The sequence below is a fragment of the Polaromonas sp. JS666 genome (assembly GCF_900103405.1).
Taxonomy (GTDB): domain Bacteria; phylum Pseudomonadota; class Gammaproteobacteria; order Burkholderiales; family Burkholderiaceae_C; genus Polaromonas.
The window spans coordinates 134,763-152,554 of the sequence record NZ_FNHX01000008.1 but is presented as its reverse complement, the minus strand read 5'-3'; the positions used below and the strand labels follow the sequence as shown (position 1 = coordinate 152,554).

The window sequence follows — 17,792 nt, the reverse complement described above, 5'->3', positions numbered from 1 at the left end:
GCCGCAAACAGCCTACTTCGAAGCTTCATCCCTGGCCGCTTCCAGCACATCACGCGTCTTTACCGCTTCCCGACGCGCGGCATCGGCAAAATCATCTCCCGACGACGCGTACAAAATCGCGCGCGATGAATTCACGATGATGGGCGCACCGACACGCCAGCCAGCCTTGACGGTGGCGACGGCATCACCGCCCTGCGCGCCCACGCCTGGAATCAACAAGGGCAAGGTGGGCGCCACGGTGCGCACGCGTTCAATCTCGGCCGGATAAGTCGCACCCACCACCAGCCCAAGCTGGCCGTTGAGGTTCCAGGGCCCTTGCGCCAGGCGCGCCACATGTTCATACAACAGCGGCTGGCCCTCGATGGAGGCGAAGCGCTGGTTCTGCAAGTCGTCGCCGCCGGGGTTGGAGGTGCGGCACAGCAAAAACGCCCCCTTGCCTTCGTATTTCAAGTAGGGCGCGACCGAGTCAAAACCCATGAAGGGCGAGAGCGTCACCGCATCGGCGCCGTAGCGCTCAAACGCTTCTTTCGCATACTGCTCGGCGGTGGAACCTATGTCGCCGCGTTTAGCGTCCAGGATGATGGGCACCTGGGGCGCAACGCGGCGCATATGTTCCATCAGGCGTTCGAGCTGGCCTTCGGCGCGGTGGGCTGCGAAGTAGGCGATTTGCGGCTTGAAGGAAATCACCAGGTCGGCGGTGGCATCCACAATCGCGGCGCAAAAATCGTAAATCTTGTTGGCGTCGCCCTTGAGCTTGCCGGGGAATTTGGCCGGTTCCGGGTCCAGGCCGACGCAGAGCATGGAATGGTTCTGGCGTTCTGCGGCGCCCAGCATGTCGAGGAAATTCATAACCCCTATTGTAAGAAGGTGGCTCTTCAGCATGTTTTGCCCCAAACCGGGACAATCGCGCAAACCATCGCCCACCCTCTGCATGCAACTCTCCCAGCGCCAACTCGTCCTCCTGGTCCTGCTCACCCTGGTCTGGGGCCTGAACTGGCCGGTGATGAAGCTGGGCATCGCGGACTACCCGCCGCTGACCTTTCGCGCGATCTCGATCTGGCTGGGCATTCCAGTGCTGGGCCTGGCCATGGTGCTGCTCAAGGTGCCGTTTTTTGTGCCGCGCGACAAATGGCGCGAATTGTTCTGGCTGGCGGCGGCGAACATGTTTGTCTGGCATGCGCTCATCATCCTGGCGGTGAAAAACCTGAGCAGCGGCCGCGCCGCCATCCTGGGCTACACCATGCCAATTTTCTCGGCGCTGCTGGGCGCCTGGTTTTTCGGCGCGAGGCTCAAACCGCGCAACTGGCTGGGCGTGGCCGCCGCGGCGCTGGGCGTGGCCCTGCTGCTCTGGTATGAGCTGACCAACCTGACGGGCCGGCCGCTCGGCGTGCTGTGCGCGCTGGTGGCGGCGGCCACGTGGGCGCTGGGCACGCAGCTGCTGCGCAAGACCACGATTGAGGCCGCAACCTTAACGATCTCATTCTGGATGACGGTCATGACGGCCGTGGTGATGAGCGGGCTGGGCATGGCGTTCGAGCTGCCGCAGTGGAAAGCGCCCTCGCCCACGGCCTGGGCGGCGATTGTCTACAACGCGGTGCTGATCTTCGGTTTTGCCCACGCGGCCTGGTTCACGCTGGCGCGCGCGCTGCCGCCCGTGGCCTCGACGCTGAGCGTGATGATGATTCCCATCCTGGGGGTGTTTTCAGGCGCGCTGGGCCTGGGCGAGGTGCTGCACTGGCAGGACTGGGCCGCGGTGCTGCTGATGGTGGCGGCGATCGCCTCGGTGCTGGCGCCCAGCCGGGACACCACTGCTAAAACCTGAATCAGACTGGTGTAGCCACCCGGCTCATGGCCAGGCACAGGTCGTCCCAGGCTTTGGCTTTGTCGGAGGGGTTGCGCAGCAAATAGGTGGCGTCATAAGTCACCACCGCCTGGGCTCCGTGCAGGGCGTGTACCTGGCCGCGCAGTTTGCCGAAGGGCTCACTCGATTGCAGCAAGGCCTGCGCGGCCAGCCGGCCCATGACCAGCACGACGTCGGGCTGCGCGCTGGCCATCAGGGCCGGCAGCGCCTCGGGCAGGGCGGCGCCCACACCGGCCGCCGCGCCGCGCACCAGCGGCGCGAGCAGCACCACGCCGGCCTTGTGCAAGCGGGCGGCGCGCAGCATGTTGTCGAGCAGCTTGCCGGCATCGCCCTCGAAAGGACTGAAGGGCTCGCGCTGCAGCGCGGCCGCCGGCGTTTCGGCCAATACCAGCCAGCGCGCGCCCTGGTCATGGGCGGCCTCGGCATACAAAGCCTGGGCCGCGCCCATGCTCCAGGCGCCTGAGATATTGGGTGCGGCGGCTTCACGCGCTTCGACAGGCGGCGCGGCCAGCGGTGCGCGAGGGGGTGGGGTGCGCAGCGGCGGCGGCGCTTCGCGCGCCACCGGGGCCGCCGCCGGCGTGGCTTCTGGCAGGGCAGCCGCGGGGCTTGCCGCTGCGCCGGCGCGGGCAGCAGCCACGTCCATCACCGCTTCGGCCGCTGGCGCCGCCTGCGGCAGCCACACGCGCACACCCATCTCGCGCAGCATGGCGCGGTGCCGTTTGTCGAGGTCCAGGCTCATAGGGCCAGGCTCATGACCACGGCATCTTCGCGCGCGGAGGCGCCGGCCGGGTAGTAGTTGCGGCGCGTGCCGACATGGCGAAAGCCGTAGCTCTCGTACACCGCCTTGGCGCGCGCATTGCTCACGCGCACTTCCAGCCACAGCCACTGCGCGCCCTGGGCGCGCGACCAGATGGCCAGCCCGTCGAGCATGATGCGGGCCCAGCCCTGGCGCTGGTGTTCGGGTGCCACGGTGATGTTGAGCAAATGCACCTCGTCCACGCCCTTCATGGCCACGAAGTAGCCCAGCAGTTGGGTATCAGGGGCGTTGCCGGCGGTCAGCAGCTGCGCCTGGTAGCCGGCGTTGAGCGAATCGAGGAAGTTGCCCTTGGTCCAGGGCTGGCTGTAGGCGCTTTGCTCCACCCGCAGCACCGCGTCCAGCCATGCGGGCGTCATGGCTTCGAACTGGGCTTCCAGGGGCTTGAGGATGGCGTTCATGGTGAAAGGGGCGGCACCTCAGCGAGGAGCTTGGCGGCCTTGGCCTGCTCGCGCTCCTCGGTGGTGAGCGCTACTTTATCGCGAACGTAAAGCGGCAGGGCAAGCTCGGCACTCACACAGTGTCCGGCGGCGGCCAGCATGGGCGCCAGGCGCAGCAAGGCGGTGGCCGTGGGCAGGGCCTCGGCCTGCGCCGGCATGGCGGCCGGCAGGCGCCCGGCGTAGACGGCAAACACATTGCCGGCCAGCAGCCCGGCCGCCGCATCGGGCACAAAGTCCTCGGGCCGCAGCAGCTCGCATTCGCCCAGCGCGCGGCACTGGCCATCGCTGAACTCAAAGCTTTGCACATACATCTCGTCCATGCGCGCGTCGAGCAGCGCCGTGATGGTGGACGACTTGGCACCGGCTTGCTGCGAGCGCGCCTCCTCGGCCACGGCCATCAGCGTGTCTATGGGCAGTACCGGCATGCCGGCGCCGTCCCTTGCACCAAAGGCCAGGCCCTGGGCCACGGCGCAGGCGGTGCGCAGGCCGGTAAACGAGCCCGGGCCGCGCCCGAAGGCGATGGCGTCCAGCTCACCCAGCGCCAGCCCGGCCTCGGCCAGCAGCGCCAGGACGGCCGGGATCAGCGTGGTGGAGGCCTGCGCGCCGCCGGGGCCGCTGTGCTGCCAGGTCCGCGCGCCGTCGGTCACGGCCACCGACATGCGGTCGGTGCTGGTGTCAAAGGCGAGGAATTTGAGGAATGGGGGCATGCGGTCGGGCGGGTGTATCGGGGGCCGGCAGCGTCCGAATAAAAGGGGCCGGCGGGTATCTGCACCCGATTATCCCCGCCAATGGCCGGTGCGCCGCCGCGATAATCCCCGCATGACCCATGACCCGCCACGCCCGCGCGCGCCGCATGCCGTCGCGCGGGGCCTGCTGGCCGCCGCGCTGATCGCCGCCCTGCCCTGCATTCCCCATACCGCCCTGGCGCAAGCCCCGCGCCTGCCCGCCCCGATTGAAAAAGCCCTGGCGCGCGCCAAGGTGCCGCGCGACGCGGTGTCCATGCTGGTGGTCGAGGCAGCCAGCGGCAAGCCGGTGCCGCGCCTGAGCTGGCGCATAGACACGCCGATGAACCCGGCCTCGGTCATGAAGCTGGTGACCACCTACTCGGCGCTCGACGCGCTGGGGCGCGACTTCACCTGGAAGACCCGGGTGATACTGGACGGCAGCACCTCGGGCGGCTTGCTGAGTGGCAATCTGGTGGTGCAGGGCGGGGGAGACCCCAAACTCGTGGTGGAGCGCCTGCAGGCCCTGCTGGCCCAGGTGCAGGCCGGCGGCGCGCGGGTGGTTCGCGGCGACATCGTGCTGGACCGCAGCGCCTTCAGCGTGCCCCCCACCGACCCTGGAGAGTTCGACGGCGAGCCGCTACGGCCCTACAACGCGCGGCCCGACGCGCTGCTCATCAACTTCAAGTCCATCGTGATGACGTTCACGCCGGACCTGCCCAGCGGCCGTGCGCTGGTGCGCTACGAGCCACCGCTGGCGGGCGTGCAGGTGGGCGCCAGCGTGCCCATGGTGCGCGTGGCGCGCTGCGGCGACTGGCGCAGCGAGCTGCGCGCCAGCGTCGAGAACCCGCTCAACATCGAATTCCTCGGCACCTATTCATCGGCCTGCGGCGAAAAAGTCTGGCCCAGCGCCTATGCCGACCCGGCCAGCTTTGCCGCGCGCGCCGTCGAGGGCTCGTGGCGGCAGCTGGGCGGCCTGCTGACCGGCACCGCGCGCGACGCCACGCCGCAGGAACTGGCCATGCTGCGCAGCACCGGCACGCTCTCGGGCGAAAAAGCCTCGATACGGTTTGAGCACGCCTCGCCGCCGTTGCTGGAAGTGGTGCGCGACATCAACAAATACTCGAACAACGTGATGGCCCAACACGTCTTTTTGACGCTGGGCCTGCACGCCGGCCTGGGCCAGCCCAAAAGTGGCACGCTCGAATCGGCCCACGCCGCGCTGGCCGCCTGGTGGAAAAAAAACCTGCCGGGCACGGCGCCGCCCTTGATGGACAACGGATCGGGCCTGAGCCGCCAGGAGCGCGTGACGGCGGCGGCCCTGTCAGCCCTGCTGCTGCATGCCGCCAGGAGCCCGCTGGCCGCGGACTTTGCCGATTCGCTGCCCGTGGCGGGTGTGGACGGCACGCTGCGCGAGCGCGGCAAAAGCGTGGCGGGGCTGGCCTTCCTGAAGACCGGTTCGCTGCGCGACGTGAGCGCGATCGCGGGCTACGCCAACGGCCACAGCGGCACGCGGTATATCGTGGTGGGGCTCATCAACCACCCGAACGCCGGCGCCGCGCGGCCGGCGCTGGACGCGCTGCTGGAATGGACCGTGAAAGAAGCGGCCCGCTAGGGAATTTCCTGTCCCGGGGCAGGCAAGTTATCCCTGAGGGGTGTGGACAAAGCTGTTGATGACCCCGGGGCTGGAGGGCCAAACCCCCATCCGGCGCGGCTTGCGCCACAATGCCTGAAATTTGGGCAGCCGCCTGTCCGGTGCAGCAGGCTGAAACGGAGCCTCATCATGCAAACAGCCAGTCACTCCCCCAGCAGTAACAAGGTGTACTGCCTCGTGTTGACCACGACGGCCACGGCGCAGGAAGCGCAAAGCCTGGCCCAAGGCATTGTCGAGGCCCGATTGGGCGCCTGCGTGCAGATACAGCCCATCCAGAGCCTTTACCGCTGGCAGGGCAGGCTGTGCAACGACAGCGAATTTCGCCTGGCGGTCAAAACGCCGAGGGCGCGCTACGAAGCGCTGGAACGCTTCATCAGCGCGCACCATAGCTACGAGACGCCGGAGATTGTGCAGATACCGATCACCGCGGGCTCAGCGGCCTATTTGCAGTGGCTCGACGAGGAAACGCAAGGCGGGCCGGACGAGCCGGAGCCTGAGGGGCAGTTCGCGCTGCCCTGAGAACGGTTTCTACGATCGCGCTTCGCGCAGCGTTGCCGCCAGCAGACCCAGGCCCAGCGCGCCCACGGCTGCCGCGGCCACTCGATTGGCGATGCCGCGCGAGCGGGAATAGGCCTGCCGCACGCGCCCGCGCGAAAACAAATAGGCCAGCAGCATATGCCAGCACAGGGCATTGGTGACAATCATGGCCACCGCCGCGGCCTGCAGGCCCATGCCGGGCGCCGCCGGAAAAGAGGCCGCGAACACGCTGCCGAAAAACAGCGCCGACTTGGGGTTGGTGATATTGGTCAGAAAGCCAAGCCGGAAAGCCGCCGGCGAAGACACCGTGGGGCCGGCATTGCCCAGCGCCACGCCGCCGGAACGCCAGAGCCGGCTCGCCACATAAAGCAGGTACAGGCCGCCAGCCACCTGAAGCGCCAGGCGCAGCCCTGGAAAGACTTGAAAGATTGCATTGACACCCAGCACCGCGCAGAGCGCCCAGATGGCAGCCCCGACCGTCACCCCCAGCGCCGCGAACACAGCGCTGCGCGCGCGGTCGCTGGCCGCCAATTGCGACACCAGCAAGACATTGGCGCCGGGGCTCATCATGGCCGCGACGTGGAGAAACCAGATGGTGAGAAGGATGGAGAGCATGAGTTGTCCCGTGGTGGTGGCGTGGAAACGCGCCCCGTCTCTTGCCAGGTCAAGGCGCGGGAGGCAGGTCGCTTCTTTGCAGCAAGACAGCCCGCTGGTCCATGGCCCGTATGGTCCAGCGCCCGCTGGTCCAGCTTGGCAGTTTTTCAAGGGACCGGAAATTCTCATGATTCAGCAACATATACCGCACGTCGTAATCTTTTACGTACTCCGTGAGCACTGCGTCGTCCAGGAAAAGGCGCCCGTTAAGCCATGTGTAGGCCCCTCCGTAGGAGTCAATCCGTGAATCGATGGAAGGACGAAGCCGTGGATATGCCCGGTAGACCAGTTCCGCTCCCAGTTCATAGGAAGTGATCACATTGCCCTGTAAATCGGGGGCGCTCAATTTGTTCTTCATGAAAGTGGTGAAGCTCGAACTGACTCCCAGCGCCACATGCGGGTAGACACCGTAAGCGTTGCCGAATTGCAAAGCCAATCCCAGAACCACGGCAGCCGCGAAGGTACAGATCGCATACACCCGGATATGGATCTTTGCACCCTGCGGCTTTGCCGTCACGAGCGTCGAAATGACAAATGCCGCGACCATGCCCTGGTAAACGAGAAACCGGACGGTTTTCAGCGCCAGGACCAGGAACATCAGAAACATCAGTGCCTCCACGGCACTGAGCCTGCGCCATTGAGCCAGCATCACGGTTGCGGTGACGGCGGCACAGCCAAGCCCCATCCACACGACTGGAGCTTCGTACCAACCCGGGCTAAAAGTCGGCATCCATTCATTGATACCCATTTTGGCCGTGTCGGCATGAAAGCTCGCGACAAACTGCAGGAGTTCCACACCGGAGGGATTGACCAGGCACGCCGCCAGGGCGACGACGGAGAAGACGGCAAATGCCTTGGGAATTTGCTTCGGGCGCCAATCCCCCGTGGCCCCCCAACGAAGCCCGTCCAGCCACAAACCCACGGCATAGATGGCCGCGATGACAGGCGCCAGGATAAAAGAACCATGGGTATTCGCCCAAAGAATCACCACCAGCAAGGCTCCCGTCCAGGCCAGCGGCCGTGGCCTTAGTCGGCAGGCGTCCAGCAGGAGCCAATAAAAACCCAGAAGAAATAGCGAAATAAGTTCGGGGCGCAGGAAGTGACGCTGGTTTTCCACACCCAGAGCCAGAAAACCCAACAGCAAGGCCAGCGACAAATTCTTTCTGCTGCGGCGGTAGGCCATCCAGGCCATGAGGCTGAACAGCGCAACCCCGGCGGCGCCCATGACAAAGGGCAACCCATCCTCGCCAACGAGAGCAATCAGCCAGTAGAACATCAGGGACGGCAGCCATTCATGCGCGTTGAAACGGGCGTCGCGTATTTCCGTAAAGGGAAACAGGATGGTCTTCGGAACGGCGTGATCCCGGGCGATGATCTCACCCACCTTCGCCTGCAGCCAGAAGTCGTTGGATATCTGAGGTACCACGCTGATGAAGACCACCGCAATGATGATCATCGCCAAGGCCGTCATGCGCCAAAGTTTTAGCGAAGTGGTGGTGTGCGAAGCATTTCCGGACTCGCTGTCCAGGGAGTGTTGTGACACGGAGTGTTCCAAAATGCGCTTCCCATGTAGTTGTTGGCCGATCAGCTTTCGGCGCGTTCATCCCGCGCGGTAACCGCCGCCGATGACGGAACTTTGTTTATACCGCAGCGCGGTGACGCGCCTCAGCTCGCGGCCGCGCGCCCCAGCCGGTCGCGCACGCCGTCCCACTCGGCATCCGGTGGCGGGGGTTCCACCCAGATCAGCTTGACACCTTTGGCGTCGAAGTCGCGCAGCACGGCGAACAGCTGCTGCGCGGTGGCCGGCGCGTCGTCGGGCATGCGGCGGTACAGCACTTTTTCGGATTTGATGCGCACGATGCTGCGGGCATAAACCGCGATGTGGGCCGCGTCGGCGCCCAGCAGGTCCAGCGCGGTCTGTATGGCCCCGGCGTCCATCAGGCGCAACTTGGCGTTGGGCGCGTAATGCGCCTCCAGCGTGCCGGAGGCGCGGGGGGCAACACTCACCAGACCCAGGGTCTGCTGCTCGAATTCATCCTTGCCCAGCACGGCTTCACCGCAGGCGGCTTCCAGCTGCGCGCGCGTGAGCACGCCAGGGCGCAGCAGCACGGGCCGGCCGCGCGTGCAGTCGACGATGCTGGACTCGATGCCGACATCGCAGGGACCGCCGTCCAGCACCAGCAGGCCGTCGCCGAACTCCTGGAGCACATGCTGCGCGGTGGTGGGGCTGACGCGGCCGAAGCGGTTGGCGCTCGGGCCGGCCACGCCGGTGTCGCAGGCCTTCAGGAAGGCCAGCGCCACCGGGTGCGCGGGGCAGCGCAGGCCTATGGAATCCTGGCCGCCGGCAGCGGCTGCGGCGATGCCCGGCTTGCGCGGCAGGATCACCGTGAGCGGCCCGGGCCAGAAAGCTTTCATCAAGCGCGCTGCAAAAGGCGGCACGCTGCTCGCGTAAGCCTCTACGTGCGCGGCGTCCGCCACATGCACGATGAGCGGATGATCGGACGGCCGACCCTTGGCCAAAAAAATGCCGGCGACGGCTTGGTCGCTGGACGCATCGGCGCCCAGGCCGTACACCGTTTCGGTCGGGAAGCCGACCAGTTCGCCGGCCTGGATGCGGCGGGCGGCCTCAAGAATGGCCTGTGGATCGGTGCCGGACAGAATCATCAGATGTCTTCAAGGCCGGGCAGCCCCAGGATGGCGGCCGCCTGGCGCGCCGTGGCCCTGACCATGGCGATATCGGCACCGGTGATATTGAGGTGGCCCATCTTGCGGCCGGCGCGCGCTTCGGTTTTGCCATAAAGGTGCAAATGCGTGCCGGGCAGGGCCAGCACCGCCTGCCAGTCGGGCGTGCGCGCTCGGCCGTCGGCGTCGAGCCAGACGTCGCCGAGCAGGTTGAGCATGACGGCCGGCGAATGCTGGCGCGGCTGCGGCAGCGGCAAGCCGGCCATGGCATGCACCTGCAGGTCGAACTGCGAAACGTCGCAGGCATCCATCGTGTAATGGCCGCTGTTGTGCGGGCGCGGCGCCATCTCGTTGACTACCAGCGCGCCGTCGGCACTGCCGTCGTCGACCAGGAAAAACTCGACGCAGAGCACGCCCACATAGCCAACGTGGTTGGCGATGGTGTGGGTGGCGGCCAGCGCGCGCCGCGCCAGGGCGACCGGCATATTGCCTTCATAGGCCTGGGTCACGGCCAGGATGCCGTCCACATGCACATTGCGCTGCGGCGCGAAGCTCACGATGCGGCCGTCCCAGCCGCGCGCCACGATGACCGAACATTCGGCCTTGAGCGGCAGCATTTTTTCGAGCACGCAGGGCGCCTGCTTCAGGCCCGCCCAGGCGGCGGCGAGTTCGGCCGCATTTTTAACGCGAACCTGGCCCTTGCCGTCGTAGCCCATGCGCGCGGTTTTGAGGATGCCGGGCAGCAGCTCGGCCGGCACGGCAGCTAGCTGCGCCTGCATTTCAATGACCGCATAGGGCGCGCAGCTCACGCCGGCCAGCGCGCCCGATTCAGCGGCGCTGGCGGTGAAGTGGGATTTTTCCTCGATGCGGTTTTGCGCGATGGCAACGGCGGCAGCCCCCGGCGCCACAGGCCGGCTGGCGGCCAGGGCCTGCAGCGCGCCCGCGGGCACGTTTTCAAATTCGGTGGTGATCGCGGCGCACAATGCGGCCAGCTGCTTGAGGCCTTGCTCGTCGGCGTAACCGGTCTGGATGTGGTGGTGGCTGACCAGGCCGGCCGGGCTTTGTGCGTCGGGATCCAGCACCGCGGTGAAATAACCCAGGCGCTGCGCGGCGTGCACAAACATGCGGCCCAGTTGGCCGCCACCCATCACGCCCAGCGTGGCGGGCTGGCCGGAGGCGGAAACAGTGCCGGGAAAAACAGGAAGGCCGGAAGGAAGGCTCATGCGGGCGGCAGGGTCATGGCATGCGCGGCGGCGGTCTGCTCGGCGCGAAAGGCCTGCAGCCTGGCGGCCAGCGCCTTGTCGTGCAGGGCCAGCATGGCGACGGCGAACAGGGCCGCATTGGCCGCGCCGGCGTTGCCGATGGCGAAGGTGGCGACGGGAATGCCCTTGGGCATCTGCACGATGCTGTGCAGCGAATCGACGCCTTGCAGGTGCTTGCTGGCCACCGGCACGCCCAGCACCGGCACGGTGGTCTTGGCCGCCAGCATGCCGGGCAGGTGGGCCGCGCCGCCGGCACCGGCGATGATGGCCTGCAGGCCGCGGCCCGCGGCGGCTTCGGCATAGGCGAACAGCTCATCGGGCATGCGATGGGCCGACACCACGCGGGCTTCATGCGCCACACCGAACTGCGTGAGGATCTGCACCGCGTGCTGCATGGTCTCCCAGTCGCTGCTGGAGCCCATCACCACGCCCACCAGGGCGGCCGGATTGTTTGTCGTCGTCATTGGGACCTTCTGGTCTTGGGATTTGCAGGCCGTTCGCCCGTAACCCCTGATTTTAAGGGCTGTACGCGCGGGCGGCGGCAAACAGGGCCCGCATGCTATCGTTTGGGCCTGCTCCCGGGCCAGGCCAGCCGCGCCGCGGCGGTTGAAACCCCTTATTCCAGCCCCACTTTCGACTGAATCATGATAGACGTCACCATTGCCAATTTCGAAGCGGAAGTCGTTGCCGCCTCCATGACCACCCCCGTGCTGATCGACTTCTGGGCGCCTTGGTGCGGCCCCTGCAAGTCGCTGGGGCCGATTCTTGAAAAAGTCGAGGCCGAATACGCCGGGCGCTTCAAGCTTGTGAAAATCGACTCCGACCAGGAGCAGCAGCTGGGGGCGGCCTTCGGCATACGCAGTATCCCGACCTGCATCCTGATGATGAACGGCCAGCCGGTGGACGGCTTTGCCGGCGCCTTGCCCGAAGGCAAGGTCAAGGAGTTCCTGGACAAGCACCTGCCGCCGGCCGGCGAGCCCGAGGAAGCCGAGCTGGCGCTCGAGGAAGAAAGCACGGATCCGGCCGACGTGCTCGAGAAACTGCAGCACGCCGTGGCCGCCAACCCGGCCGACGACAACGCGCGCTTTGATTATGTGAAGCTGCTGCTGCAGATGGGCCGCGAGGACGACGCCAAGGTGGCGTTTGCGCCGGTGATCGCGCAGACCACGGTGGTGCGGCGCTTTGACTCGCTCAAGCGCTGGATGGACGCCATGGATTTTGCCGCCACGCAGGGCGCGGGCGACGCGGCCGGCCTGGACGCCAGGATCGCGGCCAACAAGCGTGACTTTGAAGCGCGTTTTGACAAGGCCCGCGGGCTGATGGTGCGGCAGCGCTGGACCGAAGCGCTCGACGAGCTGCTGGAAATCCTGATGCGCGACAAGGCCTGGAACGAGGAGCTCGCGCGCAAGACCTATATCGCCATCCTCGACATCATGGAAGCGCCCAAACCCAAGGTGGCCGACGGGCAGATTCCGCCCGAGGACCCTGCTGTGGCCACGTACCGCCGCCGCCTGAGCAGCGTCATCCTGAGTTGAGCCCCAGTCAAGAGCCGAAAAGCCAGCGGGTCAGGGCGAAGGCAAAACCGAATAGAGCGGCATAGCCGGCAACCTCCAGGCTGAATTCGCGGCGCGATTCGCGCCAGGCGCGCAGCCGCTCGACCAGCAGGCCCGCCACCACGGGCGCCAGCAGCAGGTTGAGGATTTGCAGCCAGTGCAGCCGTATCGCCAGGTGGGGCACGACCAGCACGGTGAGGATGCCAGCGGCAATGCCGGTCACGACGGACCATGCCGTTTCCTGCGCCGCCGTCAGTTCATGGTCCCGGCCGCGCAGCTTGTACCAGGCGGCCTTGAACGCGCCGCCGAACATCTCGCCAAAAAGCTGCAGAAACAGTTCGCCGAAAAACTCAAACAGCAGTTCCAGCAGGAATTCCATCGCGGCGCCGGGCTGGGCCTGGGCTTCAGGCGGTCAGGCGCGTCAACGCTTCTTGGTATTTCGCGGCCGTTTTGGCAACCACATCGGCCGGCAGTGGAGGTGCCGGGGGAGTCTTGTCCCAGGGCTTGCCGTTGATGCGCACGCTCTCCAGCCAGTCGCGCACGAACTGCTTGTCGTAGCTGGGAGGGTTCTGGCCGGCCGCGTAGGCGGCTTCATAGCCTTCTATGGGCCAGTAGCGCGAGGAATCGGGCGTCAGCACCTCGTCCATCAAGGTCAGGGTGCCGTTTTCGTCGAGGCCGAATTCAAACTTGGTGTCGGCAATGATGATGCCCTTGGTCAGCGCAAAGGCCGCAGCCGTGCTGTAGATCTCTATGCTGATTTTTTTGATCTGCGCGGCGAGCTCAGGGCCAACGACCTTGACCACCTGTTCGTAGCTGATGTTTTCATCGTGCTCGCCGGCTTCGGCCTTGGCCGCCGGCGTGAAGATGGGCTCGGGCAGCTTGCCGGCGTTCTTCAGGCCCGCGGGCAGCGGCACGCCACAGACGGCCTGGCTCTCCTGGTATTCCTTCCAGCCGCTGCCGGCCAGGTAGCCGCGCACCACGGCTTCGACCGGAATCGGCTTGAGGCGCTTGACCAGCATGGAGCGGTTCACCACCTGCGGCACTTCAGCCGGCGTGACCACGCTTTCGGGCGTTTCGCCGGTCAGGTGGTTGGGGCAGATGTGGCCCAGCTTGCCGAACCAGAACAGCGCCATTTGCGTGAGCAGCGCGCCTTTGCCGGGAATCGGCTCGCCAAGGATGACGTCAAAGGCGCTAAGCCTGTCGCTGGCCACCATCAACAGCCTGTCCTTGCCCACGGCATAGTTGTCGCGCACCTTGCCGCGCGCGAGCAGGGGCAGGGAGGTCAGGGCGGAAGTGTGGAGTGCTTGGGTCATGGTGCAGGCGTGAGAGAGGGAGTCAACGTAAAAAGCCCGCGACTCGCAAGAGCCACGGGCTTTGAATTATCGCCAATCCGCGCGGGCGGCCGGCGAAATTTTCAATGCACCACTTGGGCCAGTTCGCCTTTTGCGTATTTGGCGGCCACGACCTGCAGGGTGTCGCCCTTGATCTTGGCGCCCTGGCCTTCGCAACCGAACTGGATGTAGCGCTGCTTGCAGATCTGCTTGGCGGCTTCACGGGCGGGCTTGAGCCATTCGCGGGCGTCGAATTTTTCGGGGTTTTCGGCCAGGAACTTGCGCACCGCGGCCGTCATGGCCAGGCGGATGTCGGTGTCAATGTTGATCTTGCGCACGCCGTGCTTGATGGCTTCCTGGATTTCCTCGACGGGCACGCCATAGGTTTCCTTCATGTTGCCGCCGTACTGGCGGATCAGGGCCAGCAGCTCCTGCGGCACCGAGGAGGAGCCGTGCATCACCAGGTGGGTGCTGGGAATGCGCTTGTGGATTTCCTTGATGCGGTCAATCGCCAGGATGTCGCCGGTGGGCTTGCGGGTGAATTTGTAGGCGCCGTGGCTGGTGCCGATGGCGATGGCCAGCGCGTCGATCTGTGTGCGCTTGACGAAGTCGGCGGCCTGCTCGGGGTCGGTCAGCAGCTGTTCGCGCGTCATGGTGGCATCGGTGCCGTGGCCGTCTTCCTTGTCGCCCTTCATGGTCTCCAGCGAACCCAGGCAGCCGAGCTCGCCTTCCACGGTGACGCCGTATTTGTGGGCCAGCTGGGAGACCTTTTTGGTCACTTCGACGTTGTAGTCGTAGCTGGCGATGGTCTTGCCGTCGGCTTCGAGCGAGCCGTCCATCATCACCGAAGAAAAACCAAGGTCTATGGCACCCTGGCAGACGTCAGGGTTCTGGCCATGGTCCTGGTGCATGACCAGGGGGATGTTGGGATACATCTCGATGGCGGCCTGGATCAGGTGCTTGATGAAAGGCTCACCGGCATATTTGCGCGCGCCGGCGCTGGCCTGCAGGATCACGGGCGCGCCGGTTTCCTTGGCCGCTTCCATGACGGCTTGCACCTGCTCGAGGTTGTTGACGTTAAAAGCCGGAATGCCGTAGCCGTTGACTGCCGCATGGTCCAGCAGCTCGCGCATCGAAACGAGTGCCATGATCAGAATCCCCAGAAAGTTAAAAACGCTGCCGAAAAAGGCGAGGTCCCCGCGGAGGGCCGCGCAGCACGAGGGCTGCATGCATGGGCCGTAACCGCGAAGTAACCGAGGCCTTCATTCTACCGGCTGCGTAAAGACCACTTATTTAGGGAGTTAGCGGCAGAACCATGCGGTAACAGCGTGTAAAAGGCGCGGGCGCGGCTGGCTGCGTAAATCGGCCGCCGTGCACATCCATCACGCGGCCGACGATTTTGTGGCCTAGGCCCAGCCTTTCGGCGGAAGGCGCCACGGCGCCGGGACGGGCCTGGCCGTCATCGCAGACCTGCAGCCACGCCGCGTCGGCATCGTGGCCCCACTGGACACAGACGAAAGTGCCCCGGGCCGTGTGCTGCAAGGCGTTGTCGACGAGGTTGCGCAGGGCCAGTTCCAGCAGCAGCGGATGGGCCAGCACCTCAAGCCCCTCCTCGCCCTGCACGCTGAGCGTATGCCCGCTTTCCCAGGAAGCCTGCGCGTAACCCGCCACCACCCGCCCGGCCAGGGCGCCCAGGTCCAGGCGCTGCATCTGCTGCTGCAGGTCGGCGCGGCTGGCCCGCGCCAGCGCGAGCAGCTGGGCGATGACGTGCCCGGCGCGCATCGCGTCGGCGCCTATCTGCGCCAGCGCCTGCTCGCGCGCGGCGGGCGAAAGCTCGCCGCGCAGCGAGGCCGCCTGCAGCGCGATGGAGGACAGCGGAGTGCGCAATTCATGGGCCACCTCGCTGGCCAGCTGCCGTTCCCGCTCCAGCGAAGCCTGCTGCTGGCCCACCAGCGTGTTGATGGAGCGCACGACCGAGTTGAACTCGCGGTAGGGATGGCGCGCCTCAAGGCGCTCGGCCTTGTCCACTTCAAGTTCGGCCACGTCGCGCGACAGCACCTGCAAGGGCCGCAAGCCGCGCCAGATGGCCGCGCCCAGCGCGAGCGCCACCACAGGCAGCAGCCACAGGCCCGGCTCCGCCAGTTGCCCGGCGACGTCGGCGGCCATCTCGTCGCGCTCGTCGGCACGCACCAGCACGGTGACCTGCCGCGCATGCAGGCCGTCCCACTGTGAAAAGCTGCGCCAGGTGGCCGGCGGCGTGCCCAGTTCGAGGTCGGCGAAACCGGAGTGTTCATTGAAAGGCGGCACAGGCGCGTCGCCCGAGCGGGCCAGCAGCCGGCCGTCGGCGCCGCGCACCAGCACGCTCAGGGATGGCTGGTAGTCATGGCTCTTGAGCGTGGGAATGGCGGGACGCACGGTTTCCCTCGCCGCGTCGACGAAGGGAGGCAGGTCCAGGTTGAGCATCAGGGCCGCGGTGCCGGCCAGGTGCCCGTCGGTCAGCTCGCCCGCCTCATGGATACCGGTTCGGTAACCCACCGCCACAAAGCCGGCCCACACCAGCAGCAGCGCCGCCAGCACCCACAGCAGCAGGCGGCGCGTGAGCGAGGCCTGCGCACGCATCATCGCGGGCTTCATGTGCCGTCCTCCCGCGGTATGAAGTAGCCGACACCGCGCAGGGTCTGGATCAGGCCCTCCCCCAGCTTGCGCCGCAGGTGGTGAACGTGGACCTCCACCGCATTGCTGCCGACGGCATCCTGCCAGTTGTAGAGGCGCGCCTCGAGCTGCTGGCGCGACAGCACCCGGCCGCGCGACTCCAGCAGCAGGAGCAGCAGGGCGAATTCGCGCGGCGCCAGCTCGACGGCCTCACCCGCGCGCAATACCGTGCGGGCCGCCGGGTCCACCACCAGATCGCCGTGAACCAGCAGCGGATGGGCCCGGCCCGCCGCGCGCCGCAGCAAGGCGCGCATGCGCGCCTCAAGCTCATCAAGGTTAAAGGGCTTGACCAGGTAATCGTCAGCGCCCAGGTTCAGGCCCGAGATGCGGTCCGCGACCTGGTCGCGCGCGGTCATGATGAGCACCGGCGTCAGCGGGTCGGGCAACGCCCCCGGCGCGCCGGCGCGGGCCTGACGCAGCCGCAGCAGCAGGTCGCCGCCGTCGCCGTCCGCCAGGCCCAGGTCCAGCAGCACCAGGTCGAAGGGCTCGCCGGACAGCGCCGACCACGCCGAGGCCAGGCTGGCGCAGGCATCGACCGCATAGCCCCGCTGCTGCAGATTGGTCCGCAGGCCCAGGGCGATGCCCGCATCGTCTTCAACCACCAGGATTCGCATGGGGGCCATTGTCGGCGCGGCGGGCCGCGGCGGGGGCGTTTCACCGCCCGCCGCAAGGCCTTAAGGGTGAGTTAAGACGCTCAACCTATCTTGCGGCATCCCCTGCCCACCCGCTTGCGCGACATGCCCATGACCGCTTCCCGCTCCCTTCACGACGGCGCCCCTGTTTCATCCCGAGTGTTCCTGGCAAGCCTGCTCGGCCTGGCGCTGCTGCTGGCCTGGGACCATTCAGGCCTGGACCTGTGGATGGCGCACTGGTTCGGCTCCGCCACCGGCTTTGCCTATGAAGACCACTGGTTCTGGCGCGGCACGCTGCACGACGACATACGCTGGCTGCCATGGATGGTCGAACTGGCGCTGCTGGCGGCCGTGGCGCGGCCTTTCGGCGCCCTGCGGGGCTTGGCCGTGGAGCGCCGGGTGCAGCTGGCGCTGACCACGCTGGTTTCGCTGCTGGTGGTGTCCACCCTCAAGCTGCACAGCCTCACGAGCTGCCCCTGGGAACTGCGCGAGTTCGGCGGCACGGTAGCCTATGTGTCGCACTGGGCCTGGGGCGTGCGCGACGGCGGCAGCGGCGGCTGCTTTCCGGCCGGCCATGCCTCGGCGGGTTTTGCGTTTATCGGCGGTTTTTTTGCGCTGCGCCACACCCTGCCCCGGACGGCGCGGCGCTGGCTGGCAGGCGCCCTGGCGGCGGGTCTGGTGCTGGGCCTGGCACAGCAGGTACGCGGCGCCCACTATATGAGCCATACGCTCTGGACCGCCTGGCTGTGCTGGGCCTCGGCGGCGCTGGTGGACAACATCGTCGGCCAGATGCTTTCACAAAGGCCGTCGCCGGACCAAGCACAGGTGCCTACCCTCGCAACACTGAATCCATAGACCCGTGGGAGCTACTCGCGATAAACAACCGTGGGGGCCCTTAACCCAGCAGGGGCCGCGGAACCGGCTTTGCCGGGCCGCAG

19 protein-coding genes are annotated in these 17,792 nt (G+C 66.7%); 5 read left to right on the top strand and 14 right to left on the bottom strand.

The features are described from left to right. Positions 1-12 precede the first annotated feature (12 nt). Positions 13-849 carry an orotidine-5'-phosphate decarboxylase gene (gene pyrF, locus BLQ85_RS18685; protein WP_175456149.1) on the bottom strand — a complete coding sequence of 279 codons (837 nt, stop codon included), beginning with the start codon at positions 847-849 and terminating at the stop codon, positions 13-15. Positions 850-931: 82 nt separating this feature from the next. On the opposite strand from pyrF, the gene BLQ85_RS18680 reads away from it, so the two are divergent. Further along, positions 932-1,822 carry a DMT family transporter gene (locus BLQ85_RS18680; RefSeq protein WP_074579154.1) on the top strand — a complete coding sequence of 297 codons (891 nt, stop codon included), beginning with the start codon at positions 932-934 and terminating at the stop codon, positions 1,820-1,822. Between the two features lies 1 nt (position 1,823). Here the strand turns inward: BLQ85_RS18680 and BLQ85_RS18675 are convergent, their stop codons facing one another. The 3 genes from BLQ85_RS18675 to tsaB are packed head-to-tail and all read right to left on the bottom strand — an operon-like array spanning position 1,824 to position 3,822. Then, positions 1,824-2,600, bottom strand: coding sequence for a uracil-DNA glycosylase family protein (locus tag BLQ85_RS18675; RefSeq protein WP_074579152.1), 777 nt, complete (start codon positions 2,598-2,600; stop codon positions 1,824-1,826). Next, positions 2,597-3,076: a ribosomal protein S18-alanine N-acetyltransferase gene (gene rimI, locus BLQ85_RS18670; RefSeq protein WP_074579149.1), complete on the bottom strand. Its 480-nt coding sequence runs from the start codon at positions 3,074-3,076 to the stop codon at positions 2,597-2,599. The genes BLQ85_RS18675 and rimI overlap by 4 nt, the downstream gene beginning before the upstream one ends. After that, the gene (gene tsaB, locus BLQ85_RS18665; RefSeq protein ID WP_074579147.1) at positions 3,073-3,822 is read right to left on the bottom strand and encodes a tRNA (adenosine(37)-N6)-threonylcarbamoyltransferase complex dimerization subunit type 1 TsaB; all 750 of its coding nucleotides are present in this window, start codon (positions 3,820-3,822) and stop codon (positions 3,073-3,075) included. Before tsaB ends, rimI begins: the two co-directional genes overlap by 4 nt. A gap of 112 nt (positions 3,823-3,934) precedes the next feature. Between tsaB and dacB the strand changes: the two genes are divergently transcribed. After that, positions 3,935-5,452, top strand: coding sequence for a D-alanyl-D-alanine carboxypeptidase/D-alanyl-D-alanine endopeptidase (dacB, locus tag BLQ85_RS18660; RefSeq protein ID WP_074579146.1), 1,518 nt, complete (start codon positions 3,935-3,937; stop codon positions 5,450-5,452). A 168-nt stretch (positions 5,453-5,620) separates the two neighbouring features. Continuing rightward, on the top strand, positions 5,621-6,010 hold the full coding sequence (cutA, locus tag BLQ85_RS18655; protein ID WP_074579144.1) for a divalent-cation tolerance protein CutA: 390 nt from the start codon (positions 5,621-5,623) through the stop codon (positions 6,008-6,010). A gap of 9 nt (positions 6,011-6,019) precedes the next feature. Here the strand turns inward: cutA and BLQ85_RS18650 are convergent, their stop codons facing one another. The 5 genes from BLQ85_RS18650 to purE all read right to left on the bottom strand — a co-directional run bounded on the left by BLQ85_RS18650 (position 6,020) and on the right by purE (position 11,090). Then, a complete protein-coding gene (locus tag BLQ85_RS18650; RefSeq protein WP_074579142.1) occupies positions 6,020-6,643 on the bottom strand; it encodes a LysE family translocator in 624 nt (207 codons plus the stop codon). 49 nt (positions 6,644-6,692) lie between these two features. After that, positions 6,693-8,225, bottom strand: a complete 1,533-nt coding sequence (locus BLQ85_RS18645) for a hypothetical protein (RefSeq protein ID WP_139201055.1) — start codon at positions 8,223-8,225, stop codon at positions 6,693-6,695. A 122-nt stretch (positions 8,226-8,347) separates the two neighbouring features. Then, positions 8,348-9,346: an L-threonylcarbamoyladenylate synthase gene (locus BLQ85_RS18640; RefSeq protein ID WP_074579137.1), complete on the bottom strand. Its 999-nt coding sequence runs from the start codon at positions 9,344-9,346 to the stop codon at positions 8,348-8,350. Next, positions 9,346-10,587, bottom strand: coding sequence for a 5-(carboxyamino)imidazole ribonucleotide synthase (locus BLQ85_RS18635; protein ID WP_074579135.1), 1,242 nt, complete (start codon positions 10,585-10,587; stop codon positions 9,346-9,348). The genes BLQ85_RS18640 and BLQ85_RS18635 overlap by 1 nt, the downstream gene beginning before the upstream one ends. Beyond that, a complete protein-coding gene (gene purE, locus BLQ85_RS18630) occupies positions 10,584-11,090 on the bottom strand; it encodes a 5-(carboxyamino)imidazole ribonucleotide mutase (protein ID WP_074579133.1) in 507 nt (168 codons plus the stop codon). Before purE ends, BLQ85_RS18635 begins: the two co-directional genes overlap by 4 nt. Positions 11,091-11,270: 180 nt before the next feature. On the opposite strand from purE, the gene trxA reads away from it, so the two are divergent. Beyond that, a complete protein-coding gene (gene trxA / locus BLQ85_RS18625; protein WP_074579130.1) occupies positions 11,271-12,161 on the top strand; it encodes a thioredoxin in 891 nt (296 codons plus the stop codon). A gap of 7 nt (positions 12,162-12,168) precedes the next feature. On the opposite strand, the gene BLQ85_RS18620 is transcribed toward trxA, so the two are convergent. From BLQ85_RS18620 to BLQ85_RS18600, 5 genes are all read right to left on the bottom strand, one after another. Further along, the gene (locus BLQ85_RS18620; RefSeq protein ID WP_074579128.1) at positions 12,169-12,558 is read right to left on the bottom strand and encodes a hypothetical protein; all 390 of its coding nucleotides are present in this window, start codon (positions 12,556-12,558) and stop codon (positions 12,169-12,171) included. A 25-nt stretch (positions 12,559-12,583) separates the two neighbouring features. After that, the gene (locus tag BLQ85_RS18615) at positions 12,584-13,492 is read right to left on the bottom strand and encodes a phosphoribosylaminoimidazolesuccinocarboxamide synthase (protein ID WP_074579126.1); all 909 of its coding nucleotides are present in this window, start codon (positions 13,490-13,492) and stop codon (positions 12,584-12,586) included. A gap of 101 nt (positions 13,493-13,593) precedes the next feature. Further along, entirely contained in the window at positions 13,594-14,658 is a 1,065-nt protein-coding gene (gene fba / locus BLQ85_RS18610; RefSeq protein WP_074579197.1) for a class II fructose-bisphosphate aldolase, read from the bottom strand. A gap of 145 nt (positions 14,659-14,803) precedes the next feature. Further along, positions 14,804-16,144: a histidine kinase dimerization/phospho-acceptor domain-containing protein gene (locus tag BLQ85_RS18605; RefSeq protein ID WP_074579124.1), complete on the bottom strand. Its 1,341-nt coding sequence runs from the start codon at positions 16,142-16,144 to the stop codon at positions 14,804-14,806. Beyond that, positions 16,141-16,836, bottom strand: a complete 696-nt coding sequence (locus tag BLQ85_RS18600; RefSeq protein ID WP_074579122.1) for a response regulator — start codon at positions 16,834-16,836, stop codon at positions 16,141-16,143. The genes BLQ85_RS18605 and BLQ85_RS18600 overlap by 4 nt, the downstream gene beginning before the upstream one ends. Before the next feature lie 129 nt (positions 16,837-16,965). Here BLQ85_RS18600 and BLQ85_RS18595 point away from each other — a divergent pair, with 129 nt between their 5' ends. Next, positions 16,966-17,709, top strand: coding sequence for a phosphatase PAP2 family protein (locus BLQ85_RS18595; RefSeq protein WP_074579195.1), 744 nt, complete (start codon positions 16,966-16,968; stop codon positions 17,707-17,709). Positions 17,710-17,792: the final 83 nt, after the last annotated feature.